The following is a 26,396-nucleotide window of genomic DNA, read 5'->3' as shown; positions in this document are numbered from 1 at the left end:
TGCCCGACGAGGCTCGGCGGGTCGGCCTTCGCGCCGGCGCGCCCCGGCAGCATTGGATCTCCGCGTTGAGCGACCTCGCCCCCCACCTCGCCTCCGTCCCGCCACGCCTCGCCTACCGCACGGTGACCATGGCGGCGATCGTCCTCGGGATGCTGCTTCTCGTCGTCGTCTTCGCCTTTGCGGCCTCGGCCTTCTTCCTGATCTTCGCCGGGCTGCTGATCGCCGCGATCTTCTGCGGCCTCGCGCGGCTCCTGCAGCGGCTCGGACTGCCGCGCATGGTGGCGCTCGGTCTCGTCTATCTCCTGACCTTCGCCCTCATCATCGCCCCCGTCGCCTGGGGCGGGGTGACGATCGTTCAGCAGTTCAACGATCTCCTGGCCGGCGTGCGCAACCAGGCCGACCAGCTAATGAGCCAGCTGAGCGCTCTCGGCCTGCCGGTCGAGAAGGAGATCACGTCGGGCGATCTCCAGTCGCTCCTGCCCGATCCGTCCGGCGTCGTGTCCTCGGCCGGCCGCGCGCTCTTCGGGGCGCTGGGGGGCCTTGGCAACTTCTTCATCGTCCTGTTCCTCGCGATCTTCGTGTCGTGGCAGCCGAGCCTCTATCGCGACGGGCTGGTCTCGCTGTTCCCGAAGGAAAAGCGCGCGCGCATCGGCGAGGTGCTCGACCGGAGCGCCCACTCGCTCCTGATGTGGGTGGCGGGCGACGCGGTCTCGATGGCGCTGATCTTCTCGGTCTCCTGGGCAGGGCTCTGGGCGATCGGCGTCAACAACGCCTTCCTGCTCGCGCTGCAGGCGGGGCTCTTCGCCTTCATCCCGACGCTCGGCGCCTTCGTCGCCGGCGTGATCATCGTGCTCGCGGCGCTCGCGCAGGGCGTCGACATGGCGCTCTGGGCGCTCGGCCTCTACATCGTCCTGCAGGGCATCGAGAGCAACATCGCCCAGCCGATCGCCCAGCGCTACACGACCTCGCTGCCGCCCGCGCTCACCATGTCGGCGCAGGTGATCTTCGGTCTCCTGTTCGGCCTTCTCGGTTTCGTGCTCGCCGTGCCCGTGGTCGCCGTCCTGATGACGCTGGTGCAGGAACTCTACGTGCGCGACGTTCTCGGCGGTCCGGTGGAGGCGGGGGAGGCGGACTGACGGCGGGTTTTCTGGCGTGCGGCGGTTTTCTCGGCGCGCGACCCGTTCTAGGTTCTCCCTCGCGCCGTCGGGAGCGGGGCCGGCACGAAGGCGTGCCGAGGGTAGGGAGACCTCTGACATGACCACCATCGCCGTCAAGGATGCCTGGAAGGCGGACACGCAGATCACCGAGGCCGACTACGAGGCCTGGTACGCGCGCAGCGTGTCCGACCCGGAGGGTTTCTGGCGCGAGCACGGCGCACGGCTCGACTGGATCAAGCCCTATACCAAGGTCAAGAACACCTCGTTCGATCCCGGCGCCGTCTCGATCAAATGGTTCGAGGACGGCACGCTCAATCTCTCCGCCAACTGCCTCGACCGGCACCTCGAGAACCGCGGCGACCAGACGGCGATCATCTGGGAGGGCGACGATCCGACTGACGCCCGCCACATCACCTATCGCGAGCTTCACGCCGACGTCTGCCGCATGGCCAATGTCCTGAAGGGCATGGGCGTCGCAAAGGGCGACCGCGTCTCGATCTACCTGCCGATGATCCCGGAAGCGGCGGTGACGATGCTCGCCTGCGCCCGGCTCGGCGCGATCCATTCCGTCGTGTTCGGTGGCTTCTCGCCCGACGCGCTCGGCGGACGCATGGAGGACTCGTCCTCCAAGGTCCTCGTCACCGCCGACGAGGGCCTCCGCGCGGGCCGCAAGGTGCCGCTGAAGGCCAATGCCGACAAGGCGCTCGGCATCGCCGCCAAGGCCGGCCACACGGTCGACAAGGTGCTGGTGGTGCGGCGCACCGGGGCGGACGTCGCAATGGAGCGGGGCCGCGACCTCTGGTGGCACGAGGAGCGCGAGAAGGTTTCGCCCGACTGCCCGCCCGCCGAGATGAGCGCCGAGGACCCGCTGTTCATCCTCTACACGTCCGGCTCGACCGGCAAGCCGAAGGGCGTCTTGCACACGACCGGCGGCTATCTCGTCTGGGCCTCGATGACGCACCAGTACGTCTTCGACTACCGCGAGGGCGAGGTGTTCTGGTGCACCGCGGATGTGGGCTGGGTGACCGGCCACAGCTATACGGTCTACGGCCCGCTCGCCAACGGCGCGACGACGCTGATGTTCGAGGGCGTGCCGAACTACCCCGATGCCGGCCGGATGTGGCAGGTCGTCGACAAGCATAAGGTCAACATCTTCTACACCGCGCCGACCGCCATCCGCGCGCTGATGGGGGCGGGCGACGAGTTCGTCACCAAGTCCTCGCGCCAGTCGATCCGCCTCCTCGGCTCGGTCGGCGAGCCGATCAACCCGGAAGCCTGGAACTGGTACTACACGGTCGTCGGCGAGGAGCGCTGCGCGATCGTCGACACCTGGTGGCAGACCGAGACCGGGGGCATCCTGATCTCGCCGTTGCCGGGCGCGGTGGCGCTCAAGCCCGGCTCCGCCACCAAGCCGTTCTTCGGCGTCCGGCCCGAACTCGTCGACGCCGAGGGCAAGGTGCTGGAGGGCGCGGCCGACGGCAATCTGTGCATCGCCGACAGTTGGCCTGGCCAGATGCGCACGGTCTACGGCGACCACGAGCGTTTCGAGCAGACCTATTTCTCGACCTATCCCGGCAAGTACTTCACGGGCGACGGCGCCCGGCGCGACGCCGACGGCTACTGGTGGATCACGGGCCGCGTCGACGACGTCATCAACGTGTCGGGTCACCGCATGGGCACGGCCGAGGTGGAATCCGCCCTCGTTTCGCACCCCAAGGTCTCGGAAGCCGCCGTCGTCGGCTACCCGCACGACGTGAAGGGGCAGGGGATCTACTGCTACGTCACGCTGATGGAGGGGCAGACGCCGTCGGACGAGTTGAAGAAAGAACTCGTCGCCCACGTGCGCAACGAGATCGGCCCAATCGCCTCGCCCGACAAGATCCAGTGGGCGCCGGGCCTGCCCAAGACGCGCTCGGGCAAGATCATGCGCCGCATCCTGCGCAAGATCGCCGAGGACGAGTTCGGAGCCCTCGGCGACACCTCGACGCTGGCCGATCCCGGCGTCGTCGACGACCTGATCGAGAACCGCGAGAACCGCAAGAGCTGACGGCGCATCGCCGGCACGCCGCCCGAACGCGCGGCGTGCCGGCTCAAAGCTCCGGCCGGCGGGCGGTCTCGCCGGTCACGCCGATGCTGACGAAGAACTGGCCGAGCAGCACGCGGTCGAAATGGCCGTCCCACTCCCACATCCGGCGGTAGGCGGTCTTGGCCGACCACGCCTCCTTGTAGGGACGGATCGAGGTGACGGCGTCGTAGACGTCGCAGATCGCGGCGATGCGCACCGCCTGGGACAGCTGGTCGCCCTCCAGTCCGTCGGGGTAGCCGCGGCCGTCGATGCGCTCGTGGTGGTGCAGGCAGACGTCCCGCACCATGTCCGACACGTCCTGGCTCTGCAGGATCCGGAACCCTTGCCTGGGGTGGGTCCTCACGATCTCGAGTTCCTCCTCGGTAAGCGAACCGGGCTTGCCGAGGATCTCGCTCGGCAGCGTCACCTTGCCGACGTCGTGGAGGAGACCGGCGACGCCCAGCTGCTGCACCATGCCCTCATCGAGGTGCAGGAAGCGCCCGAAATGCGTCATCAGCGCGCAGACCGCGACGGAATGGAGAAAGCTGTACTCGTCCTTGGACTTCAGGCGGGTGATGCCGAGAAGGGCGCGGGGGCGATGGCGCATCGCGACCGCGACTTCGTCGACCACGGCCCTGGCCTGGCCGGGATCGATCGAGGCCCCGTCGCGGATCGCGGCGAAAATCTGGCGCATCGCCGAATGGGTCCGGCGCAGCGTCTCCTTGGCCTTCGCCGTCTCGGGGTCCGGCGCCTGTGGGGCGGGCGCATTCGCGGGCGCATGGGGGGCGACGGGGGCCTGGGTCGGGCCGACGCCCTTGTCGAGATCGATCACGACGGCCGAGATGCGGCTGTCGCGGATGCGGGCTAGCGCCGCGTCGTCGTCGATGCGATGGCTCCGGAACCAGATCGGCACGTCGATCCAGGCGCCTTCGACATGATCGACGAACATGCCGATCCTTGCCTGACGCCGGTCGATCCGCAACAGCATCCGAAAGTCCCCCTGCCTCAAGGGTACATTGACCGGGGAAGGTTTAAAGGCTGGTTTGCGATTTTCTCGCAGCTCGACCGGTCGTCGGGCTCGACGATTTGCCGCAGCCAGCCCCTTGCGCCTGTCGCCGCACGATCCCATACTTCCTCCGTGTTTAACGAAGCGAAAGGAGGTGATCCGATGTCGAGTGGTTTTCCTATGCCGGCCGGGTCCGTGGGTTCGACGATGGTGAAGGGGCAGCCTTCTTCTCGCATCTGACGATCTGATGTGCCCTGCCTCAGGGTCCGCATCGGACCTGCCGGCGTGGCTTTGATCACGGAAAGGCCGCTCTTCTCGAAGAGCGGCCTTTTTCATGGGCGGAAGACGGCCCGCGGTCCCTGCATGGCAGGCCTGCAGCCGCGTCGGTGCCGCTCCGCTCACGGGGACTTGACCAAGACACCCCCGAAGCGCATATCCCCTCCCGAGCCGCAGGGGCTCATCCCAGTCATCAGCCGATCCCGAGAGGATCATGTCCAGCAACGATCTCAGTCGATCGACCGAGCCGCTTTCGCGGTCGCGCCGGAGCTGATCCGTCGGCTCACCGGACGACGTCCGCGGCGAGCGGCCGGTCGTCTCAAAGGTGAGCCCATGAACGCGGCAATCCGTTACGTCGCCGGCCGTCTGCGCCGGACCACCGCCACCCGTGATCCCCACGAGGTGTTCGCCGAGGGCATGACCTTCGGGGAGCGCCTGGCCGACCGCGTCGCCGCCGTCGGCGGCTCGTGGAGCTTCATCATCGGCTTCGGGGTGTTCCTGGTCGCCTGGGCGGTGGTCAACACCGTGATCCTGGCGGCCAACGCCTTCGATCCGTTTCCCTTCATCTTCCTGAACCTGATGCTCTCCATGCTGGCGGCGCTCCAGGCGCCGATCATCATGATGAGCCAGAACCGGCAGGCGGCGAAGGACCGGCTCGAGGCGCGGCTCGACTACGAGACCAACATCCGCGCCGAGACGCAGATCCTGGCCTTGTCGGACGAGCTGTCGGCCATGCGCGAGGACATGCGCCTCCTCATGGCGGCCGTCGGGGCGACGGGCGCGGAGCCCGCGCCCCGCATTCAGGCGTAGAGGTCGGCCCGCGTCGGGGGCAGTCCCGATGGGCCCTTGTCGCGCTTCGAGACGAGGGTCTGGTTGATCATCACCGTGCCGCGCTCGAAGGCGAGGGCGCAGCCGGCAAGATACAGGAGCCAGAGGCGGGTGACGGGTGCGCCCGCTTCCGCGGCCGCAGCCTCGAAGTTCGCCTCCAGCCGCTCCGCCCAGATCCGGCAGGTGCGCCCGTAGTGCTCGCGCCAGTTCTCGACGTCGTGGACCTCGAACCGGTGCGCCTCGAGCTTCTGCAGCGAGTGGCCGATATAGTCGAGCTCGCCGCCGGGGAAGATGAAGCGGGTGATCGCGCGATACTCGCGCGAGCCCTTGTGGAAGGTCTTGAGGTCCCGCTTGGCGGGCCGGGCGATCGTGTGGTGCAGGTAGAGCCCGCGCGGGCGCAGGAGCTTGCGCACGGCGCCGAAATAGGCGTCGTGGTTCCGGAAGCCGACATGCTCGAACATGCCGATCGAGGCGATCTTGTCGAACGTGCCGGTCAGCTCCTGGTAAGGCTTCAGCTCGATCGTGATCCGGTCCTCCAGCCCCGACTCGCGCACGCGGCGCGTGGCCAGATCGAACTGGGCCTTGGACAGGGTGACGCCGTGCCCCGTCACGCCATGGCGCGAGGCGGCGTGGATCAGGAGCGCCCCCCAGCCGCAGCCGATGTCGAGGAAGCGCTCGCCGGGCTGGAGCCGCAGCTTGCGGCAGATCATCTCCAGCTTGTCTTCCTGCGCCTTGTCGATGTCGTCGTGCCAGCCGTCGAAATAGGCGCAGGAGTAGACCATGCGCCGGTCGAGGAAGAGCTCGTAGAAGCGGTTCGAGACGTCGTAGTGGTACTGGATCGCCTGCTTGGTGGAGCCGCTGGCGCCGGCATCGGCGCCGGCTTCCGCGACGGCGGCGGGTCCCGACTTGCGCAGCCGCCAGAGCGCGGGAAGGAGCGTGACGAGCCGGCGCTTGTCGAGCTTCTTCCAGGCGCCCTTCGCCTTGGCTCTCGCGCCGCGTTGTCCGGCAAGATCCAGGAACGAGCCGCCGACCACGTCGATCGTCCCGTCCATCCAGAAGCCGAGCAGCGTCTCGACGCGCGGGCTGAAGGCGAGGCGTGCCACCGCGTCGGCGCGGCGCACGAGAAGCGCCGGCCCGTCCGGGGCGCCGATCCGCTCGCCGGTCCACAGGACGACGGGAAAGCCGGGATCGAGCGTGCGCACGAGGTCGCCGATCGCGGCGGCGACGCGCGCCTCGTCGGCGGAGGGGGCAGGGGAGGGGGTCATGCGCACCGGCGTCTGCGTTTCACGTGAAACCCTTCTAGACCGCCGGCCGTCGCCCTGCCACCCGCCATCGCCGGTTTCAGGACGAGGGCGCCGCCTTCATCAGGACGATGCCCGACAGGATCAGCGCGGCGGCCAGAAGGCGCATCGGATGGGCGCTGTCGCCGAACCAGACGAGGCCGACGAGAAACGCGCCGAGCGCGCCGATGCCGGTCCACACGGCATAGGCCGTGCCGAGCGGCAGGGTGCGCATGGCGGCGGCGAGAAGCCCGAAGCTGCCGAGCATCAACACGATGGTGAGGACGGTCGGCACGAGCTTGGTGAAGCCGGCGGACTGCTTCATTGCCGACGCCCAGCCGATTTCGAGAAGGCCGGCGACGACCAGATAGACCCAGGGCATGATGTGTCCCGCGTTGTGCGAACCGGGTCGTCCCGAAAGGAAGGGCGCTCGATGCGCCGGGGCGCGGTCGTCCGCCGCCCCGGTCCTGCAGATGGGACCGGGGCCGCCGGGTTCAAGGCACGCGAGACCCGTCAGCCGCGCCCGGCGCCCGCGCCCTCGCGCCGCGCGCCGACCGTCGCGCACCAGTCGCGGCGGCGTCCGCCGTCATAGGCGTCGACGAGCCCCTCGCGCAGCAGCCGGGCGCCGAGATCGCTCTCGCCCGAGGTCGCGACGTCGGCGAGCACGCGTCCGAAATACTTGTCGCCCGACACCCGCGTCAGCCAGACCGGCCCCGCGCCGACGAGCGTGGCGAGGCGGTCGCGCGCGTCGCGGGCCGCCGCCGTCTCGGCCGCGCAGGCGCCCTTCAGTTCCGGCGCGTCGACACCGCGCAGGCGCACGGCGACCTGCACCGTCTGCATCGGCCAGATCAGCGCCTCGACCTCGATCGTGTCGCCGTCGCGCACCTTCACCACATGGGCGAGCACCGGGCCGCCGACCTCGCGCGGAAGCTCCTGCGCAAGGCTCGGCGAGATGCCCGACAGGGCGAGAAGCAGGGGGAGGGCGAGTCTCATCGATCCAGTCTGGCACGGCTAGGGTTAAATTCCCATAACCGGCCCGCTTCTCGAATGTTCCCGGCGCGGTTCGACGTCCGCGCAGGACCTCTATCCTAAGACCTTCAAAAGTCGGAGATGATGCCGTTCTTTTCCCAGTCGCCGAAGCGCGTCGGCTCGGCGCCGCCGCGACCGTTCACCTCCTCCGGCCGCCGCTCCTTCTCCTCGGCGGCGCGGCGCGCCTCGGCCTCCTCCAGCGCGCGGCGGGCGGCGGGGGGAAGGTCCTCGCGGCGCCTCGGCGAAGGCTCGGGCGCCGGGGTGGGGGCTGAGGTGTCGGACATGGTCGGGCTCACGGCAACGGGATCGGATGGGGGCGAGACAGCAGCCCCGCCGGCGTTGACCGGGCAGGGGCGGGTCCCCAGTTGATTTCGCAACAGATCGGCGACCGGACCCCGCTTGGCAAGTGCGGCCGTCCGTCCCGAGTATCGGAGGCCCGCGACCCATGAACCACGTGAAGACCGCCATGCTAATCGCCGGGATGACGGCCCTCTTCATGGGGGTCGGGTTCCTCATCGGGGGCGGGCGCGGCATGGTGGTCGCCTTCGTGATCGCGGCGGCGATGAACCTCTTCTCCTACTGGAACGCCGACAAGATGGTGCTGCGCATGCACCATGCGCGGGAGGTGGATGGGGCGAGCGCCCCCGAATACCATCGCATCGTCACTGAGCTCGCCGCGCGCGCCGGCCTGCCGATGCCGCGCGTCTACGTCATCGAGAACGACCAGCCGAACGCCTTTGCCACCGGCCGCAACCCGCAGAACGCCGCCGTCGTGGCCACCACCGGCCTCCTGCAGCGCCTGACGCCCGAGGAGGTCGCCGGCGTGATGGCGCACGAACTCGCCCACGTCCAGAACCGCGACACCTTGACGATGACCGTCACGGCGACGCTGGCCGGTGCGATCTCGATGCTCGGCAACTTCGCCTTCTTTCTCGGCGGCAGCCGCGACAACAACAACCCGCTCGGCGGGATCGGCGTGCTGCTCGCGATGATCGTCGCGCCCTTTGCCGCGATGATCGTGCAGATGGCGATCTCGCGCACCCGCGAATATTCGGCCGACCGGCGCGGCGCCGAGATCTGCGGCAACCCGATGTGGCTCGCCTCCGCGCTCGCCAAGATCGCCAATGCCGCCGGCCGCACGGTAAACCTCGACGCCGAGCGCAATCCGGCGACGGCCCACATGTTCATCATCAACCCGCTGAACGGCCAGCGCATGGACGGGCTGTTCTCGACCCATCCCGACACGCAGAACCGCATCGACGCGCTGGCTGCGATGGCCGGCGAGATGAGCGCGAGTGCCTTGACGACGGCACCCGCCGCCACGCCGGCCCGCCCGGGCCCCTGGAGCCGCGCCGGCCGCACGGCGAAGCCGCGCAAGGGGCCCTGGGGCTGAGGAAGAGGCTAGAGCGTTGTCCGACCGGGTGGGATGGTTGGCACGCAGGTGATGTCGCCTCGCGGCAAGGCGCGAGGCGGGAGCGATGCCGGCGCATCGTGACCGACGAGCGAGGCCGAAGCGGAGCAAAGGCCCCGCCTCGCAGCGGGCGTCCGTCGGGCGATGACGACCGTTCGAGCCGGTCGGAACGCGCTCTAGCCCTCGCGCTGAGGCTCGAGAAGCGGCTGCGTCGTGCGGGCACCCGTCATCCGGGCGGCGCCCAATGCATCCAGTCCCTCGGGCGTGCGCCGCGCCGGGTCGGCGCCGTGGGCGAGAAGCAGCGCCACCATCTCCGCGCGATCGAACATCGCCGCCATCATCAGCGCCGTGCGCCCGTCGGGCCCCGCCGCATCGACGCGCGCGCCCCCGTCCAGAAGCGCACGCGCCGCCTCGGTCTCGCCCTTGAAGGCGGTGCCGGCGAGCGGCGTCTGGCCGCGGTCGTTCGGCCGGTCGGGATCGGCGCCGTGAGCCAGAAGCAGGCGCACGGCCTCGGAGTGCCCATGGTAGCTCGCCAGCATCACGAGCGTGTCGCCCCGATCGTTGGCAAGGTTGGCGGGCAGGCCGCCGGCGAGAAGCGGCTCGAGCGTCTCCACGTGGCCGTCGCGCGCCGCCTGGAACACGCGTGCGGCAAAGGCGAGCGTCGCATCGTCGGGCGGGGCATCGGTCATCGCATGGGCTCCGTCTGGGATCACCCCTCCTCTGCCGCGCGAGAAGGCCGTGCGCAACCCGGCGCGCGGCGGGCTTGCCCCGGCGGCCCGGCCAGCCCATAGCATCGGCGATGACAAAGCCGCCCAGCCCCAAGCGCCCGTTCAAGACCGCCAAGCCTGAAAAGGCGGGAAAGCCTCCTCGGCCGGCAAGGCCCCAGCCGCCGGAACGCCCGGGCCTCGCCAGCCGGCGTGTCGCCGCGCGCCTCCTCTCGGCGGTGGTCGACACGCGCACCTCGCTCGACGGGCTGACCGACCGCGGCCACGGGCATCCCGAGTTCCGCGCGCTGGAGCCGCGCGACCAGGCCCTGGTGAAGGCGATCCTCACCGTGGCGCTGCGCCGTCGCGGCACGATCGAGGCGGTGATCGCGGCCTGCATCGAGAAACCGCTGCCGGGCGGCGCGGCGTCGCTCCGCCACATCCTCCATGTCGGCGCGGCGCAGATCCTGTTTCTCGACGTGCCGGACGCGGCGGCCGTCGATCTTGCCGTCAGCCAGGCCGACGCCGACCCGCGCTCGCAGCGCTTCGCCAAATTGGTGAACGCCGTGCTGCGCCGCATCGCGCGCGAGCGCGACACGCTTCTGGCCGCCGTCGACGATCCCCGGCTCGACACGCCGGCCTGGCTGTTCCAGCGCTGGGCCGCCGCCTATGGCGAGGCGGAGGCGGAACGGATCGCGGCGATCCACCGCGTGCCGGCGCCGCTCGATTTCACCGCGCGGCGCGACCCCGCGGCGGTCGCCGCTGCGATCGGCGGCGAGGTGCTGCCGACCGGCACCGTGCGCCTGTCGGGCGGCGAGGGGCTCGTCGGCGACCTGCCGGGCTATGCGGCCGGCGACTGGTGGGTGCAGGACGCGGCGGCCGCGCTGCCCGCGCGCCTCTTCGGCGACCTTGCCGGGGCCCGCGCCGCGGATCTCTGCGCCGCGCCGGGCGGCAAGACGGCGCAACTGGCGGCGGCCGGCGCCCGCGTCACCGCGCTCGACATCTCGGCCTCGCGCCTGCGCCGCCTGAAGGAGAACTTCGCCCGTCTCGGGCTCGAAGCCGAGATGGAAGTCGGCGATCTCGCCACCTTCCGGCCCGCCGAGCCCTTCGACGCCGTGCTTCTTGACGCACCGTGCTCGTCCACCGGCACGATCCGTCGCCACCCCGATGTCGCCTGGACGAAGACCGCCGAAGAGGTGGAGAAGCTTGCCGGCGTCCAGGCCCGCATGCTGCGCCAGGCGGCCGGCCTCGTCGCGCCGGGCGGGCTCCTCGTCTTCTCGAACTGCTCGCTCGATCCGGTCGAGGGCGAGGCCGTCGCCCGCGCCTTCCTCGTCGAGCATCCGGAATTTACGCTGGAGCCGGTGCGGCCGGACGAGGTGCCGGGCCTTGAAGCCGCCGTCACCCGGGAGGGCTTCCTGCGCACAACGCCCGCCATGCTCGCGTGCGAGACGCCGGACGCCTCCGGGCTCGACGGGTTCTTCGCCGCAAGGTTGCGCCGCCGGGCGTGATCCGTTGACGAACAAGGCCTTGCCCGCAAGGTCCGCGTCAGCCTGCCGCCTTCCGGTTGCAGCGCTTTAAGCTTCCGTTAACCCTGTTGGCCGAAATTGGCCCTGGAACATCCCGCGCCCCGACCGGGTCGCGGATCACCGGGGGCGTCTTTGGGCGGGGGAATGCGGATGACGACGGGCTTCGTCGACGAGCCTCGCCTGGCCGGCCTGATGGCGCGCGAAATCGGGCGCCGAGCCCTGTCGCGTCTCGGCGCCCTCCTGCGCCATCCCCTGCCGTTCGCCGGCGGCGCACAGCTTCCCGCCGCCGCGCTCCACGACCTTCGCCGCGGCGATCCCTCGATCGCGCGGGGTTTCTATGTCGGCCATGTCTGGCTGGCGGGCCAGCTCGTCGAGCTCAACGGCCGCTCGCCCTTCGCACTCAAGGACGAGGCGCGTCCCTGGCGCGCCGAGCTGCACGGGTTCGGCTGGCTGCGCCATTTCGCCCGAGCCGGCGACGCCCTGTCCTGCGAGCACGCCCGCTCGCTGGTCGGCGACTGGCTGCGCCTCGGCCGCCGCCAGCGCACCGCGCTCGCCTACGAGCACGAGATCGCGGCCGGCCGGGTGCTCGCCTGGATCGCCCATGCCCCGACCATCCTGTCGGGCGCCGACGCCGCCTTCGCCGAACGCTTCGCGCGGGGCCTTGCCGCCGAGACGCGCCATCTGCGCCGCATGGCGGGCTCGGCGCCCGCCGGCATGGCGCGGCTGCGCGTGCGCATCGCGCTGGTCGCCGCCGGGCTCGTCCAGCCGGGCGCCGCCAACGCCGTGCGTCAGGCGGCGCGGGTGCTCGGCGAGGAGCTCGACGCGCAGGTCCATGCCGACGGCGGCCACGTCTCGCGAAATCCCGCCGCCGTCTCGCAGATCCTCGCCGAACTGGTGCCGCTGCGTGCGCTCTTCGACGAGCGCGGCGTGCCGGCCCCGCGCGCCGTCTTCGGCGCGGTGGACCGCATGCTGCCGGCGCTGCGCTTCTTCCGCCACGGCGACGGCTCGCTCGCCCTCTTCAACGGGGCCGGCGCGCCGGACCATCACCTCTCCGCCGCCCTCCTCGAACACGACGAGACGCTCGGCGAGCCGATCAGCCAGATGCGCCAGTCCGGCTACCATCGCCTCGCCGCCGGCCGCACCGTGATGCTCGCCGACACCGGCGTGCCGCCCGCCCCCGACGTCTCGCACGACGCCCATGCCGGCACGCTCGCGCTCGAGTTCTCCTCCGGCGGTCGCCGCTTCGTCGTCAACTGCGGTGCGCCGGTGCGCATCGAGGGCGGCTGGCGCCGCCTGTCGCGCACCACCGCCGCCCATTCGACGCTCACCCTCAACGACCAGTCCTCCTCGCGCTTCTCGCGCTCCGAGGCCGTCGACCGCTTCCTTGGCGGCCCGCTCCTGCCGGGCCCGACCCGCGTGCCGGTGAACCGCGAGGAATCGCACGAGGGCCAGGTCCTTACCGCCGCCCACGACGGCTACCGCCAGCCCTTCGGCTTCGTCCACGAGCGCCAGCTCTTCCTGTCGCGCGACGGGCGGCGCATCGAGGGGATCGACCGCCTCTTCCAGGCGGCCGGTCGCCCCCACCGCATGGCCTGCGACGAGCCGATGGGCACGCTCCGCTTCCACCTCCATCCCGACGTCGAGGTCGAGACGGCCGGCGAGGGGCTTCGCCTCGTCCACGGTGAGGAGGTCTGGTGGTTCTCCTCCGACGGCGCGCCGCAGCTGGAAGAATCGATCTTCTTCGCCGATGCCGCCGGTCCCCGCCGCACGCGGCAGATCGTCCTGCCGCTCGACTGCCTCGACCGCACCGACCTCAACTGGCGCTTCGAACGCCAGGCCTGAAGCGACGCGGGAGGCTTTTGCCCTATCTCCTCCGGCAACGATCCGGAGAAATGCTCATGCACCGCCTCTATCTCGGCCTCGGCATTGTCCTCCTCCTGTCCGGCTGCGGGGGGATGAACCGCGCGGTCGCGGTGCTGCCCAACACGCTGGACGGCCTCGGCGGCCGCACCCCGCCGGCGGCCGCGCCCGAGACGCCGAGCGCCGGAAACCCGGCCCGTCCCGCTCAGCCGGGCGATGCGGCGCTCGCCGCACGCCCCTGACCGGGGTGCCGGTCGCGAGGTCGTGAGGCGGCTCGACGGATCGGCGCTCGCCAAGCGCGCCTGGGCGGACTAGATTTCTCCGGATCGCATGCACGGGAGTTCGGCTCCTGGCCGCCCGCTCCCGCCGGTCCGACCCGCCTTGAACGATCCGACCGGCTTTTCCTCGGCCAGAGGAGAACGGATCCATGAGAGCTCTGCCGCTCGATGCCTCGCGGCTGACCGGCCATCGCCTGCCCGTCATCCGCCGCATCACCACCGCCGACCTGACCCTCAGCCTCGCTCGCGGTCTCGACGACTTCCGCCGCCGCCCGACGCATCTCGTGTTCCTGGCGGCGATCTATCCACTTGCCGGCATCGCGATCGCGCTCGCCGCGACCAACGCCAACGCCTTTCCGATCCTGTTTCCGCTGGTGGCCGGATTCGCGCTGATCGGCCCCGTCGCCGCGCTCGGCTTCTACGAGATCAGCCGGCGCGAGGAGCGCGGCGAGCATCCGACGTGGCGCGAGGCCTTCGGCGTCCTCCGGAGCCCGGCGCGGGGCGCCATCGCTCGCGTCGCCTTGACGTTGCTCGCCCTCTTCGCGCTCTGGCTCCTCAGCGCGCGCGGCCTCTTCGCGCTTCTCGTGCCGGACATCGAGGCCGGGAGCTACCCGGCGTTTCTCGAGGCGCTGATGGCGACGCCCGCCGGCTGGGCGCTCCTCGCGGTCGGCCATCTCGTCGGGTTCCTGTTCGCGGCGGTCGCCTTCTCGATCGGCGCCCTGTCGCTGCCGCTCGTCCTCGACCGGGGCTTTGGGGCGGGCGAGGCGATGGCAGCCTCGGTCGCCGCCGTGCGGGCCAATCCGCTTGTCATGGCGGTCTGGGCGACGATCGTCGCGGGGCTCGTGATCCTCGGCTCCCTGCCGCTCCTCGTCGGCCTCGCGGTGGTGCTGCCGGTGCTCGGCCACGCGACCTGGCATCTCTATCGCCGCGTCATGGCCTGACCTTCCGTCCCGCCGGGCGGTTGTGCGGCGCGCGCGCCCGTCCTATGGGGGCGGCACGAACGGCGCGCCTTCGGCCGGAGGCGGCGCCCCATGCCGCCTTCGAAAAGGATGCTCCCCATGGCCGTCGCCGCCAACCGCACCCCCGCTCCCGACCGGCACACGGTCGCCCGCGCCCTCCTGTCGGTGTTCGACAAGGCCGGCATGGTGGATCTGGCGCGCGGGCTCGTCGAGCTCGGCGTCGAACTCGTCTCGACCGGCGGCTCGCGCGCGGCGCTGGAAGCCGCCGGGCTGCCGGTGCGCGACGTCTCGGAGCTGACCGGCTTTCCCGAGATCATGGACGGCCGCGTCAAGACGCTGCATCCGAACGTCCATGGCGGGCTGCTCGGCATCCGCGCCGACCCGGCGCATGCCGGCGCGATGGAGACGCACGGCATCCACGGCATCGACCTTCTCGTCGTCAACCTCTACCCGTTTGCCGAGACCGTGGCGTCGGGCGCCGACCGCGCCTCGATCATCGAGAACATCGACATCGGCGGTCCCGCGATGATCCGAGCCGGCGCCAAGAACCACGCCTATGTTTCGGTCCTTACCGACCCGGCCGACTACACGGCGTTCCTTGAGGAGCTTCGCGAGAACGGGGGCGCGATCGGCCTCGAGCGCCGCCGGCGCCTCGCCGCCAAGGCCTACGGCATGACGGCGGCCTACGATGCGGCGGTCTCCACCTGGTTCGCGGCCGAGACCGGCGACGCGGCCCCGGCGCGGCGCGCCTTTGCCGGCACGCTCGCCTCCAGCCTGCGCTACGGCGAGAACCCGCACCAGTCGGCCGCCTTCTATCTCGACGGCTCGCAGCGCCCGGGCGTCGCCACCGCGCGGCAGGTGCAGGGCAAGGAACTGTCCTACAACAACATCAACGACACCGACGCCGCGTTCGAGCTCGTCGCCGAGTTCGACGCCGCCCGCACGGCGGCCGTCGCGATCATCAAGCACGCCAACCCCTGCGGCGTCGCGGAAGGCGCCTCGATCCTCGACGCCTACGAACGCGCGCTTGCTTGCGACCCGGTCTCGGCCTTCGGCGGCATCGTGGCGCTGAACCGGCGGCTCGACGCGGCGTCGGCCGCCGAGATCGTCAAGGTCTTCACCGAGGTCATCATCGCGCCCGACGCCGACGAGGAGGCGATCGCGCTGGTGGCGGCCAAGAAGAACCTGCGCCTCCTCCTCACCGGCGGCCTGCCCGACCCGCGCGCGGCGGGGCTTCTGGTGAAGTCGGTGGCGGGCGGCCTCCTCGTCCAGTCGCGCGATTCCGGCACGGTGGACGCGCTCGACCTCAAGGTGGTGACGAAGCGCGCGCCGAGCGAGGCCGAGATGGCCGACCTGCGCTTTGCCTTCCGCGTCGCCAAGCACGTGAAATCGAATGCCATCGTCTATGCCAGGAATATCGCCACCGTCGGCATCGGCGCCGGCCAGATGAGCCGTGTCGACTCCGCCCGCATCGCCGCCCGCAAGGCCGAGGACGCCGCGAGAGGCGCCGGCGGCCCGGTGCTGACGCAGGGCTCGGTGGTCGCCTCCGACGCCTTCTTCCCCTTCGCCGACGGCCTTCTTTCGGCGGTTGCCGCCGGCGCGCGCGCGGTGATCCAGCCGGGCGGCTCGATGCGCGACGCCGAGGTGATCCAGGCGGCCGACGACAACGACATCGCCATGGTCTTCACCGGCATGCGCCACTTCCGGCACTGACGGACATGGGTCAGGCGGCTGCGTCCGGCAGGATGTAACCGACCGTCGCCTGCGCGACGAGCCGGTGCGCGTCGCCCTGCCACAGGCGGACGTCGACCGTCGCGGTGCGGCGGCCGAGCTTCAGGAGATCGGCGTCCGCAAAGACCGGCTCGGGGCGGCCGGGGCGCAGGAAGGCGATCGACAGGGTGTTGGTGAGCGCCATCGCCTCCGGTCCGTGATGGGCGGCGATCACCGCGTAGGCGGCGACATCGGCAAGCGCCATCAGCGTCGGGCCGGACACGATCGCGCCCGGCCGCAGCATCGCGGGAACGGGGTCGAGGCGCATCCGCAGGCGTCCGGGCCGAAGGTCGACAGGCGTGCCGAGCGCGGGCCGTGCCTCGGGCGGAAAGGCGGCCTCCAGGAAGTCGGAGACCTGCCCGAGCGTCAGGCGGGGCAGGAGAGGGGCGGCGGGGGCGAGCAGGTCCATCCCTCCGGCTTAGCAAGCCGCCCGTCCGCCCGCCACCTGCGGCTCGTCGCGGGACCGCGGGGCGGGAGCGATCGCCGCCGGTCGGCGTTGTTCGGGACGAACAGGAGTGCTCCGATGACCCATCGCATGACGACCGCCCTTTGCGCCGCGCTTCTCTGGAGCGCCGTGCCGGCCGGCGCGCAGACCACGAGCCCGCCCGCGCCCGCGCCGAGCGTTCCCGATACGGGCGCGCAGGCGATCCCGCCCTCGACCGACCCCTGCGCGGCCCAGCCCGGGGCTGCCGACGGCCAGACGCTGAGCGGCCAGCTGGCCGATTGCGGCGGTGTGCTGACGCCGCCCGATACCGGCATGCCCAGTGTCGAGGCGCCGGTGCCGGCTCCCGATCCGGGCACGACGCCGGTGATCCCGCCGGGCACGGTGCCCGATGAGCCGAACGCGACGGGAAGCGCCAACCCGACCTGACCGCCGGAGCGATGCTCCGCCGGCCGCACCGGGCCGGACGGGGGCGCGCCCACCTTTTTCAGGACACTCGGCCAGCCATCATCAGGTCGCTGGACGAGGTGTGTTGTCGGTCGTCAGAGCCCGACATCCTGCAGGAGGCCCGCGGCCAGCGTCAGGCGCGAGACCGAGGTCTCGCCGGTGCCGGCGAGGCGCTGCAGCTGCTCGGCCGCCGCGCGCAGCGTGTCGCCCTCCGCCGCCGCCCAGTCCGCGACCGGGTCCTCGCCCTTCCCCTCGTTCAGCGCGAGGATCGTCAGGCGCTTGCGCTCGCGGGCGATCTGGCTGCCGGCGCGCTCCAGCGCCAGCGTCTCGTAGTAGTCGGTCGGGCGCAGCGTCACGAGCGCCTCTTCGAGCTGGCCGATGTGGAGGGCCTGCGTCAGCGCGAAGGTCGCACGCATCGCCTCGCCGAAGGACCGGCCGGTTTCACGTGAAACACGCTCGACGTCCGGCACCAGCGCCAGAAGCGGCAGGCGGGCGATGCGGGTCGCTAGTTCCTCCGGCACGCCGGCCGAGACCCATGCCGACTGCCGGGCGGCGAAATCGGCGCGGGCGTGCTCGCTCGCCATCTCGACGAGGGCCGGCCCGAACTCCGCCGACAGGCGCCGGAGCGCGGCGACCGTCTCGCCGAGATCAAAGGCGCCAGAGCGGACGAGGCCGACGACGCCGACCTGGAGGAAGAACGACACCGCGGCGTAGAGATCATTCTGCACCGCGCCCGGCAGCCGGGCGTCGAGCGCGTCGATCTCGCGCAGGAGATCGTCGATCGCGAACCCGTCGTGGATGGCGACATAGGCGCTGGCGAGATGGGAGCCCGAGCGGCCCGTCGCGTCGCGCAGCACCGTCGCGAAGGACACGCCGAGATGATTGACGAAGGCGTTGGCGAGCCCCGTCGCGACGATCTCCCGGCGCAGACGGTGAGCCGAGATGTCGGCCTCGAACTTCTCGCGCAGCGCCGTCGGGAAATAGGCCATGAGGCGGCTGGCGAGGTAGGGGTCGTCCGGCAGCGAACCCGAGACCAGCGTGTTGAAGAGATCGATCTTGGCATAGGCGAGGAGAACGGCGAGCTCGGGCCGGGACAGGCTCTGGCCCCGCGCGCGAAGGTCGGCGATCGCGCCGGGCGAGGGTAGGGTCTCGACCTGCCGGTCGAGCGCCCCGGTCTCCTCCAGCGCCGCCATCAGCCGCGCCTGCAGGGCAAGTCGCGAGACGCCCGCCCGCTCCTCCAGCGAGATCGCCAGCGTCTGCGCATAGTTGTTGGCGAGCACAAGCCGCGCCACCTCGTCGGTCATCGAGCCGAGCAGCCGGTCGCGCTCCTCGCGCGACAGGCGCCCTTCGGCGAGCGGCTGGCGCAGCGCGATCTTGAAGTTGACCTCGACGTCCGACGTGTTGACGCCGGCCGAGTTGTCGATCGCGTCGGTGTTGAGCCGGACGCCCGAGCGCGCCGCCTCGATGCGGCCTCCTTGAGTCAGCCCGAGATTGGCGCCCTCGCCGATCACCTTGGCGCGCACCTCGCGGCCGGCGATGCGGACCGGGTCGTTGGCGCGGTCGCCGACGTCGAGGTTGGTCTCGGTGGAGGCGCGGATATAGGTGCCGATGCCGCCGAACCAGAGAAGGTCGACCGGGGCCTTCAGGATCGCCGTGATGATCTCGGCGGGCGTGCCCGAGGTCTTGTCGAGGCCGATCGCGGCGGCGGCCTCCGGCGACAGGCGGATCAGCTTGTCGCGCCGCGAGAAGACGCCGCCCCCCGTGGAGATCACCGAACGGTCGAAGTCGGCCCAGGACGAGCGGGGCAGGGCGAAGAGGCGCTGGCGTTCGTTGAACGAGCGCTCCTCGTCCGGGTTCGGGTCGATGAAGATGTCGCGGTGGTCGAAGGCCGCGACCAAGCGGATCTTGCGCGACAGGAGCATGCCGTTGCCGAAGACGTCGCCCGACATGTCGCCGCAGCCGGCCACCGTGAAGGGCTCGGACTGGATGTCCCACGCGCGGCCGTCGCGGCCCATCTCGCGGAAGTGGCGCTTGACCGCCTCCCAGGCGCCGCGCGCGGTGATGCCCATCGCCTTGTGGTCGTAGCCGGCCGATCCGCCGGAGGCGAAGGCGTCGTCCAGCCAGAAGCCGCGCGCCCGCGCCACCGCATTGGCGGTGTCGGAGAAGGTCGCCGTGCCCTTGTCGGCCGCCACCACGAAATAGGGATCGAGGTCGTCATAGGCGATGACGCCGGTCGGCGTCACCGTCTCGCCGGACGGCTCGATATTGTCGGTGACCGACAGAAGCGAGGCGATGAAGACGACATAGGCGGCGCGCCCGCTCTCGAACCAGGCCTCGCGGTTGGAGGCGTCGGCGAGGCGCTTGGGGTAGAAGCCGCCCTTGGAGCCGACCGGCACGATGACGGCGTTCTTGACCTGCTGCGCCTTCACGAGGCCGAGGATCTCGGTGCGGTAGTCCTGGGAGCGGTCGGACCAGCGCAGGCCGCCGCGCGCCACCGGGCCGAAGCGCAGGTGGACGCCCTCGACGCGCGCGTCGAACACGAAGATCTCGCGGTAGGGCACGGGCGCGGGCATGCCCTCGATGCGGTGCGGATCGATCTTGAAGGCAAGCGCGGGCTTCACCGCGGTCGGCACCGAGTTCGGGTCGGCCGAGACGTCGGGCACGGCGTAGAAGTTGGTGCGAAGGGTCGCCAGCACCGCGCCCATCAGCCGGCGCACCACGCGGTCCTCGTCGAGGCTGGTGATCGCGTCGAGCGCCTGGCGGAGGGTGAGGAGCGGCAACAGCGCGCCGCGCGCGGCCGCTTGCGCCGCCTCCGCGTCGCCGGCCAACTCCTCCGGCAGCGCGTCCGGCCGGTGCTCCCGCGCCGGATCGAAGGCGCCCGCGAACAGCTCGATCAGCGCGCGCGCGACGCCCGGCTGGCGCTCCAGCACCTGCGCCATGAATTCGGCCGTCGTCGCAAAGCCGGTCTGGCGCAGATACCGCGCATAGGCGCGCAGGACGTTCGCCTCGCGCCAGTCGAGCCCGGCCGAGAACACCAGCGCGTTGAAGGCGTCGTCCTCGATCCGCCCGTCGACCACGGCCTGCAGCGTCGCCTCCAGCGCCAAGCCCTTGTCGGCGAGCGCGGCGATGTTGCCCGAGCGCGGGATCAGCTCCATGTCGTGGAGCCAGACATGGCTGCCGTCGGCGCGCGCGATCTCGTGCGTCTGCTCGGCGAGCGGCGAGAAGCCCATGTTCTCCAGGATCGGCACCCGGCGCGACAGCGGCAAAGCCTCTGCGAGGTGGAAGATCTTGAGCCGCAGCGAGGCGTCCTCGTCGCCCTCGCGGCGGTAGAAGTCGATGCCGAGCGGGGCGCCGGGGCGAAGGTCGAGGATGCGCGCTGCGTCCTCCACCGCCTCCTGCGGGTCGACCGCATCGCGGTAGCCGCCGGGAAGGCCGGGGGCGAGCGCCGTCAGTTCGCCGATCCGCCCGGCGCGCGCGGCCGCCCGTTCGAAGGCGAGCGACCAGTCGCGCGCGATGGCGGCGATCTCCGCCTCGAGCTCGGCCTCGTCGGGTTCGGGCGTCGGGCCGCCGGAGCGCCCGATGATGAAGTGGATCGAGGCGAGCGCGCCTTCGGGAAAGTTCGGGTAATAGGCCGAGACGTGGCCGTCGTAGCGCTCGGCGAGAAGCACGCCGATCTCGTCGCGCAGGCGCGCGTCGTAGCGCTCGCGCGGCACGAAGACGAGCACCGAGACGAAGCGGTCGAACCGGTCGATGCGCGGCAGGACGCGGATGCGCGGCCGCTCGCCGAGTTCCGTGACGATCGACACGAAGCGCTCCAGAAGATCGACGTCGATCTGGAACATCTCGTCGCGTGAATAGGTCTCGAGCGCGACGGCCAGCGCCTTGCCGGAATGGGAGTTCGGCGAGAAGCCGAGGCGCTCGGTGACGGTGGCGGCCTTGGCGCGCAGGTAGGGGATCGAGGCGAGCGGCTGGGTGTAGGCCGAGGAGGCGAAGAGGCCGACGACGCGCAACTCGCCCGTCAGCTTCCCGTCGGCGTCGCGCAGCTTGATGCCGACATAGTCCATGTAGGCGCGGCGGTGGACGCGCGAGCGCGAGTTGGCCTTCGCCACGATCAGCGGCTCGGGATCCTCGAGGAAGGCCCGCAGCTCGGGGCTCGGCGCCTCGGCCGCGCCCTCGCGGCGCAGGACCCTGACAGCGGGATCGCGCAGGATGCCGAGGTCGCTCTCCTCGACGCGCCGCAGCGCCTCGCCCTCCGGGTGATAGGCGAACTCGCGGAGGCCGAGGAAGATGAAGTTGCCGTTGGCGAGCCAGTCGACAAGCGCGGCGCCCTCGCGCTCGCTCGCTGCGCGCTCCGCATTCGCCTCGCGGCCGGCGCGCGCCTCGATGGTGCGGGCCGCCTCGCCGACGCGCGCGCGCATGGCGGCAAAATCGGCATTGGCGACGGCGACTTCGCCGAGGATCGCCTCGAGGTTGCGTGCCAGCGCCTCCTCGGCCGCCGGGTCCGGCATCGGCTCGATCACGACCTGGATCAGGCTGACGGGCTCGCCGCCCGCGGCGCCGGGCCGGCGCTCGGCAAAACTCAAGGGCGCGCCGTCGGCGCCGCGCTCGACGCTGAGGATCGGATGCGAGATCTCGTGAATCGCCGGCGCCCGGTCGGCGATCTCGGCGATGACCGAATCGAACAGGAAGGGCATGTCGTCATGGGCGATGGTGATCGCAGTCACCGGCTCGCCGGCGCGCAGCTCGCCGCGCAGCCGCCGCACCGAGACGACGGCCCGGCCCGGCCGGTGCCGCTCCAGGGCGCCCGCCGCCTCGTCGGTGAGCTTGGCGAGGGCCTCCGGCGCGAAGGCCGCGAGGTCGTCGGCGGGCGGCCGGGCGAAGAGGAGCGGCGCCAGCCGCCGGCTGGGGCCCGCCTCGGGCAGGAGGGCCAGAGCCCCGGCGATGATCCGGTTCTTGGTCGGGTTCGGCTCGGTCGCCATGCGTGTCCCCTCGGGAAGTCGGTCGGTTCGGCCCTTGTCGGGCTGGAAACGAATCATCTCATCGGCCCGTGACGGGACCATGAGGGCCGGGTCGGGGCAACCGTGCTTCTCGGATCGGGCCGCCACCATGCGAGACTTATAGGGCGGCAGGCCGTCATGTCTGCGGTCGGTCGATGCCCCGATCCGTGGCGGCGCTCGTATTGCTCTCGTCATGCTTTTGCGCGAGGGTCCGGGCCATGACGAACCCGTCCGACGATCGGGCGCGGCAGCAGGAGGCCGAGGCCATCCTGCGGCGCGTGCGCCAGGAAACCGAGCCCCAGACCGGGGCCGCCGCCGAGAGCATGACGCGGGGCCTGCGCCGCCACTTCTGGGCGGCGGACGCCGATCCCGCCGACCGGATGGAGGTGGTCGGCACGCGGATCGGCCGGCTGGCCGGCCTCGTCGCGGTGATCGGGCTGGCCATCGGGCTCGCCTATCAGCTCTCCGCCCTCTGAAGGACGCCGATGAGCCTTTCCGCATCCGCCGCCAGCGGCGACAAGCCGGCCGTCCTGTCGATCTCGAGCCATGTCGCGCGCGGCACCGTGGGCAACCGCGCCGTGGTGTTCGCGCTGGAATCGCTCGGCTTTCCCGTCTGGTCGGTGCCGACCGTCACCCTGCCCTGGCATCCCGGCCACGGACCGGCGACGCGCATCGTGCCGGAGGAGGCGGCGTTCGCCGCCTTCGTCGACGACCTCGTGCGCGCGCCCTGGCTCGGCGAGGTCGGAGCGGTGATCTCCGGCTATTTCGGCGCCGCGCACCAGGTCGAACCGGTGGCGAAGCTGGTGGACGCCGTGCGCCGCGCCAACCCCCAGGCGCTCTATCTCTGCGATCCCGTGCTCGGCGACGGCGGGGACGGGGGCGGGCGGCTCTACCAGCCGGCCGAGACCGTGGCGGCAGTGCGCGACCTCCTCGTGCCGCGCGCCGACATCGCGACGCCCAACCGGTTCGAGCTCGAGTTCCTCACCGGGCTGGAGTTCTCGACCAACGCCCACCTCGTGGAGGCGGCGAGCGCGCTCGGGCCGGCGCGTGTCGTCGTCACCTCGGCCTTTCCGCTCCTGCGGGGCGGCATCGGCAACCTCCTCGTCGAGGAGGGGACGGCGATGCTGGCCGAGCACCGGCGCATCGAGGGCGTGCCGAATGGGCTCGGCGACCTCACCGGTGCCGTATTCCTGGCGCGCATCCTGTCGGGCGCCACGGGCGAGAAGGCGCTGCAGGGCACGACGGCCGCCGTGTTCGAGATCCTCGCCCGTACCACCAAGCGCGGCAAGGACGAGCTGACGCTCGAGACCGACGCCGACAGCCTCAAGACGCCGATGGCGATGGTGCAGATGCGCCGGCTGCAGCCGGCGGGGGGCGGGCGGCGCGCGTGAAGACGCTCGCCGGTGTGGATGGCTGCCCCGGCGGCTGGATCGCGGCGGTGGAGTACGAGGACGGCGCGACGGCGCTCGCCGTCCACGCGAGTTTCGAGAGCCTCCTCCGCGCCCTGCCGGGCGATGCGATCGTCGTCGTCGACATGCCGATCGGCCTGCCCGAGGCGATCCGCGGCTTGGGGCGCGCGGCCGAGACCGCGGTGCGCCCGATGCTGGGGGCCCGCCGGTCGAGCCTCTTTGCGATCCCCGCGCGCGCGGCGGTCGAGGCCTGGGACGGGCCGCACGGCTCGGAGGCGGCGCGGGCCACTGCGCACGCCCGCGCCTCGGCGCTGGCACGAGCGCGCTCCGAGCCGGCGCGCGGCGTCTCGCGCCAGGGCTTCATGCTGTTTCCGAAGATCCTCGAGATCGACCGGCTCCTGCGCGCCGAGCCGGCGCTCGCGGACCGCGTTCTCGAGAGCCATCCCGAGGCGGCCTTCGCCGCCCTGAACGGCGGCACGGCGATGGCGCATCCGAAGAAGCGCGGCGGCCGGCCGAACGAGCCGGGGCTCGACGAGCGCCGCGCGCTCCTCGAACGCTCGGGCCTTCCGCCGGCGCTTCTCCTCGCCCCGCGGCCGCGCGGCGTCGGCGAGGACGACCGCATCGACGCCTGCGCGATGCTGATGGTGGCGCGCGCGGTGGCGGCGGGCCGGGCGCGGCCCTCGCCGGACCCGCCGGAGCGCGACGCGCACGGCCTTCCCGCTGCGATCTGGCTGCCACGGGACCCCCTGTGCAGCGCGGAAGAAACTGGTCTAGAAGCGATCCGAACCAGCGACGGAGCGACGATGACCCTTCTCCCCGATGCCCTCGTGTCCGGCTACCGCAGTTTCGTGCAGGGCCGCTATCTTCAGGAAACGCAGACCTATCGGGCGCTGGCGCGCGACGGCCAGACGCCGGAGACCATGGTCATCGCCTGCTGCGACTCGCGCGCCGCGCCCGAGACGATCTTCGGTGCCGGCGCCGGCGAGCTCTTCGTGGTGCGCAACGTCGCCAACCTCGTGCCGCCCTACAACCCGGACGGCGAGTTCCACGGCACGTCCGCCGCGCTGGAATTCGCGGTGCAGGCGCTGAAGGTGAAGAACATCGTGGTGATGGGCCACGGCCGCTGCGGCGGCATCAAGGCGGCGCTGACCACCGGCGCCGCGCCGCTGTCGCCCGGCGACTTCATCGGCAAGTGGATGAGCATCCTGCAGCCCGTCGCCGAGACGGTGGCGGCCAACGAGCTGATGACGTCGGGCGAGCGGCAGACGGCGCTGGAGCGGATCTCGATCCGCACCTCGATCGCCAACCTTCGTACCTTCCCCTACATCGCCGCACGCGAGCGGGCGGGCGAGCTCAACCTCTACGGCGCGTGGTTCGACATCTCGACCGCCGAGCTGTGGGCGATGGATGCCGAGACCGGCGACTTCCAGCGCCCGCTGGTCGACGTGGAAGACGCTGTCATCTGAGCGGCGCTCCAATGATAGAAGGCCCCCGGCAGCCTCCGGCCGCCGGGGGCCGAAGCCTTACTCGGCCGGCACCGGGCCGGCGTCGAGGGCCTCGATCGATCCGGCGCGGTTGAAGGCGGCCTCGTCGAGGATGCCCTGGCGCTTGGCGACGATGGTCGGCACCAGCGCCTGTCCCGCGACGTTGACGGCCGTGCGGCCCATGTCGAGGATCGGGTCGATGGCCAGGAGGAGCCCGACGCCCTCGAGCGGCAGGCCGAGCGTCGAGAGCGTCAGCGTCAGCATCACGGTCGCGCCGGTGAGGCCGGCGGTCGCCGCCGAGCCGACGACCGCGACGAAGACGATCAGGAGATAGTCCTCGATCCCGAGCGGCACGCCGAAGAACTGGGCGACGAAGATCGCCGAGATCGCCGGGTAGATCGAGGCGCAGCCGTCCATCTTGGTGGTCGAGCCGAGCGGCACCGCGAAGCTCGAATACTCGCGCGGCACGCCGAGGCTCTTTTCCGTCACCCGCTCGGTGATCGGCATCGTGCCGATCGAGGAGCGCGACACGAAGGCAAACTGGATGGCGGGCCAGGCGCCCTGAAAGTAGCGCAAGGGGCTGAGGCCGTGCGCGAGGAGAAGCGTCGGATAGACCACGAAGAGCACCAGCGCGAGGCCGACATAGATCGCGGCGGCGAAGGTGCCGAGCTGGGCGAGCGTCTCCCACCCGTAGACCGCCACCGCGTTGCCGAGGAGACCGACGGTCGCGATCGGCGTCAGACGGATGATCCACCAGAGCACCTTGTGGACGATCTTCAGGAACGAGCGGTTGAAGGCGAGGAAGGGCTCGGCGGCCTCGCCGACCTTCAGCGCCGCGACGCCGACCGCGATCGAGATCACGAGGATCTGGAGGACGTTGAAGTTGAGGCTGGTCGAGGCGCCGCCCTCGCGAAGGCTGGTGGACGCCTGGAGGCCGAGGATGTTGGACGGGATCAGGCCGGTGAGGAAATCGAGCCAGGAGCCGGAGCGGGCGGGCGCGGCGGCCGCCTCGCGCGCCACCGAGGTGCCGAGGCCCGGCTGGAAGATCAGCCCGAGCGCGATGCCGATCAGGACCGCGATGAAGGCGGTGATCGCGAACCAGAGAAGCGTCTGCCAGACGAGGCGCGCCGCGTTGTCCAGCGCGCGAAGGTTGGCGATCGAGGCGACGATCGCCGTGAAAACGAGAACCGGCACCACGGTGCGCAGAAGCGAGACGAAGGACGAGCCGACGGTTGCGAGCGTCTGCGTCAGCCAGTTCGGCCCGTCCGCCCCGGGCCCCAGGGAGCGGGCGACAAGACCGAGCACGATGCCGAGCACGAGGGCGACGAGGATCTGAAAGCCGAAATTCGTCCAGAGCGGCTTTTTCGGCCGGGACGGGGCGGCGGCAGCGGGGGCGGCCATCGGGAAACTCCGAGAGGAAGCGCACGCCTCGGACGGGCGTGCGGGAAGGATCCCTATCTAGGGCATG

General features: G+C 71.3%; 23 protein-coding genes and 1 pseudogene. 15 read left to right on the top strand and 9 right to left on the bottom strand.

Annotated features, from left to right (window positions below; translation table 11 throughout):
• Positions 1-65 precede the first annotated feature (65 nt).
• Together ASF65_RS04735 and acs are read left to right on the top strand one after the other, a co-directional pair.
• Positions 66-1,136, top strand: coding sequence for an AI-2E family transporter (locus ASF65_RS04735; protein ID WP_055885925.1), 1,071 nt, complete (start codon positions 66-68; stop codon positions 1,134-1,136).
• Positions 1,137-1,254: 118 nt separating this feature from the next.
• Positions 1,255-3,204, top strand: a complete 1,950-nt coding sequence (gene acs / locus ASF65_RS04730; protein WP_055885922.1) for an acetate--CoA ligase — start codon at positions 1,255-1,257, stop codon at positions 3,202-3,204.
• Between the two features lie 43 nt (positions 3,205-3,247).
• On the opposite strand, the gene ASF65_RS21630 is transcribed toward acs, so the two are convergent.
• Positions 3,248-4,171 (bottom strand): HD-GYP domain-containing protein, encoded by a 924-nt coding sequence (locus ASF65_RS21630; protein WP_162239451.1) that lies wholly within the window; start codon positions 4,169-4,171, stop codon positions 3,248-3,250.
• Between ASF65_RS21630 and ASF65_RS21625 the strand changes: the two genes are divergently transcribed.
• A complete protein-coding gene (locus ASF65_RS21625; RefSeq protein ID WP_162239450.1) occupies positions 4,157-4,468 on the top strand; it encodes a hypothetical protein in 312 nt (103 codons plus the stop codon). The two genes, ASF65_RS21630 and ASF65_RS21625, sit on opposite strands and share 15 nt — an antisense overlap.
• Before the next feature lie 369 nt (positions 4,469-4,837).
• Positions 4,838-5,314, top strand: a complete 477-nt coding sequence (locus ASF65_RS04720) for a DUF1003 domain-containing protein (protein WP_055885916.1) — start codon at positions 4,838-4,840, stop codon at positions 5,312-5,314.
• Here ASF65_RS04720 and ASF65_RS04715 read toward each other — a convergent pair.
• The 4 genes from ASF65_RS04715 to ASF65_RS04700 all read right to left on the bottom strand — a co-directional run bounded on the left by ASF65_RS04715 (position 5,305) and on the right by ASF65_RS04700 (position 7,925).
• Complete coding sequence (locus tag ASF65_RS04715; protein ID WP_055885913.1) at positions 5,305-6,597, bottom strand: cyclopropane-fatty-acyl-phospholipid synthase family protein; 1,293 nt, start codon at positions 6,595-6,597, stop codon at positions 5,305-5,307. The two genes, ASF65_RS04720 and ASF65_RS04715, sit on opposite strands and share 10 nt — an antisense overlap.
• 76 nt (positions 6,598-6,673) lie before the next feature.
• On the bottom strand, positions 6,674-6,994 hold the full coding sequence (locus tag ASF65_RS04710; protein WP_055885910.1) for a multidrug efflux SMR transporter: 321 nt from the start codon (positions 6,992-6,994) through the stop codon (positions 6,674-6,676).
• A 131-nt stretch (positions 6,995-7,125) separates the two neighbouring features.
• A complete protein-coding gene (locus ASF65_RS04705) occupies positions 7,126-7,605 on the bottom strand; it encodes a thermonuclease family protein (protein ID WP_055885907.1) in 480 nt (159 codons plus the stop codon).
• A 104-nt stretch (positions 7,606-7,709) separates the two neighbouring features.
• Positions 7,710-7,925 (bottom strand): DUF1674 domain-containing protein, encoded by a 216-nt coding sequence (locus ASF65_RS04700; RefSeq protein WP_055885905.1) that lies wholly within the window; start codon positions 7,923-7,925, stop codon positions 7,710-7,712.
• Between the two features lie 161 nt (positions 7,926-8,086).
• Between ASF65_RS04700 and htpX the strand changes: the two genes are divergently transcribed.
• Entirely contained in the window at positions 8,087-9,034 is a 948-nt protein-coding gene (htpX, locus tag ASF65_RS04695) for a zinc metalloprotease HtpX (RefSeq protein ID WP_055885902.1), read from the top strand.
• Positions 9,035-9,228: 194 nt separating this feature from the next.
• Here the strand turns inward: htpX and ASF65_RS04690 are convergent, their stop codons facing one another.
• Positions 9,229-9,741, bottom strand: coding sequence for an ankyrin repeat domain-containing protein (locus tag ASF65_RS04690; protein ID WP_055885900.1), 513 nt, complete (start codon positions 9,739-9,741; stop codon positions 9,229-9,231).
• Positions 9,742-9,851: 110 nt separating this feature from the next.
• On the opposite strand from ASF65_RS04690, the gene ASF65_RS04685 reads away from it, so the two are divergent.
• The 5 genes from ASF65_RS04685 to purH all read left to right on the top strand — a co-directional run bounded on the left by ASF65_RS04685 (position 9,852) and on the right by purH (position 16,092).
• Positions 9,852-11,264: a transcription antitermination factor NusB gene (locus ASF65_RS04685; RefSeq protein ID WP_055885895.1), complete on the top strand. Its 1,413-nt coding sequence runs from the start codon at positions 9,852-9,854 to the stop codon at positions 11,262-11,264.
• A 168-nt stretch (positions 11,265-11,432) separates the two neighbouring features.
• Positions 11,433-13,124 (top strand): heparinase II/III family protein, encoded by a 1,692-nt coding sequence (locus tag ASF65_RS04680; RefSeq protein WP_055886101.1) that lies wholly within the window; start codon positions 11,433-11,435, stop codon positions 13,122-13,124.
• A 50-nt stretch (positions 13,125-13,174) separates the two neighbouring features.
• Positions 13,175-13,384 (top strand): hypothetical protein, encoded by a 210-nt coding sequence (locus tag ASF65_RS04675; RefSeq protein ID WP_055885893.1) that lies wholly within the window; start codon positions 13,175-13,177, stop codon positions 13,382-13,384.
• A gap of 185 nt (positions 13,385-13,569) precedes the next feature.
• The gene (locus ASF65_RS04670) at positions 13,570-14,361 is read left to right on the top strand and encodes a DUF2189 domain-containing protein (RefSeq protein WP_055885889.1); all 792 of its coding nucleotides are present in this window, start codon (positions 13,570-13,572) and stop codon (positions 14,359-14,361) included.
• A gap of 117 nt (positions 14,362-14,478) precedes the next feature.
• Positions 14,479-16,092, top strand: a complete 1,614-nt coding sequence (gene purH, locus ASF65_RS04665) for a bifunctional phosphoribosylaminoimidazolecarboxamide formyltransferase/IMP cyclohydrolase (protein ID WP_055885886.1) — start codon at positions 14,479-14,481, stop codon at positions 16,090-16,092.
• 10 nt (positions 16,093-16,102) lie between these two features.
• Here purH and ASF65_RS04660 read toward each other — a convergent pair whose 3' ends face one another.
• Positions 16,103-16,558, bottom strand: coding sequence for a PaaI family thioesterase (locus ASF65_RS04660; protein WP_055885883.1), 456 nt, complete (start codon positions 16,556-16,558; stop codon positions 16,103-16,105).
• A 114-nt stretch (positions 16,559-16,672) separates the two neighbouring features.
• Here ASF65_RS04660 and ASF65_RS04655 point away from each other — a divergent pair, with 114 nt between their 5' ends.
• Entirely contained in the window at positions 16,673-17,020 is a 348-nt protein-coding gene (locus tag ASF65_RS04655; protein WP_055885880.1) for a hypothetical protein, read from the top strand.
• A gap of 113 nt (positions 17,021-17,133) precedes the next feature.
• Here ASF65_RS04655 and ASF65_RS04650 read toward each other — a convergent pair whose 3' ends face one another.
• The gene (locus ASF65_RS04650; protein WP_055885877.1) at positions 17,134-22,017 is read right to left on the bottom strand and encodes an NAD-glutamate dehydrogenase; all 4,884 of its coding nucleotides are present in this window, start codon (positions 22,015-22,017) and stop codon (positions 17,134-17,136) included.
• A gap of 236 nt (positions 22,018-22,253) precedes the next feature.
• On the opposite strand from ASF65_RS04650, the gene ASF65_RS04645 reads away from it, so the two are divergent.
• The 4 genes and pseudogenes from ASF65_RS04645 to ASF65_RS04635 all read left to right on the top strand — a co-directional run bounded on the left by ASF65_RS04645 (position 22,254) and on the right by ASF65_RS04635 (position 24,910).
• Entirely contained in the window at positions 22,254-22,511 is a 258-nt protein-coding gene (locus ASF65_RS04645; protein WP_055885874.1) for a hypothetical protein, read from the top strand.
• A gap of 9 nt (positions 22,512-22,520) precedes the next feature.
• Positions 22,521-23,426, top strand: a complete 906-nt coding sequence (gene pdxY, locus ASF65_RS04640; protein WP_055885870.1) for a pyridoxal kinase PdxY — start codon at positions 22,521-22,523, stop codon at positions 23,424-23,426.
• Positions 23,423-24,133, top strand: a pseudogene (locus tag ASF65_RS20715) (DUF429 domain-containing protein); the annotation flags it as partial. The gene pdxY and the pseudogene ASF65_RS20715, both read left to right, overlap by 4 nt.
• A 114-nt stretch (positions 24,134-24,247) precedes the next feature.
• Positions 24,248-24,910, top strand: a complete 663-nt coding sequence (locus tag ASF65_RS04635; RefSeq protein ID WP_055886100.1) for a carbonic anhydrase — start codon at positions 24,248-24,250, stop codon at positions 24,908-24,910.
• A gap of 57 nt (positions 24,911-24,967) precedes the next feature.
• Here ASF65_RS04635 and ASF65_RS04630 read toward each other — a convergent pair whose 3' ends face one another.
• Positions 24,968-26,329: a dicarboxylate/amino acid:cation symporter gene (locus ASF65_RS04630; protein WP_055885868.1), complete on the bottom strand. Its 1,362-nt coding sequence runs from the start codon at positions 26,327-26,329 to the stop codon at positions 24,968-24,970.
• Positions 26,330-26,396 lie beyond the last annotated feature (67 nt).

The sequence above is a fragment of the Aureimonas sp. Leaf324 genome, assembly GCF_001423245.1.
Lineage (GTDB): Bacteria > Pseudomonadota > Alphaproteobacteria > Rhizobiales > Rhizobiaceae > Aureimonas.
The sequence above is the reverse complement of the archived record's forward strand: the minus strand, read 5'-3'. Positions and strand labels throughout refer to the sequence as shown.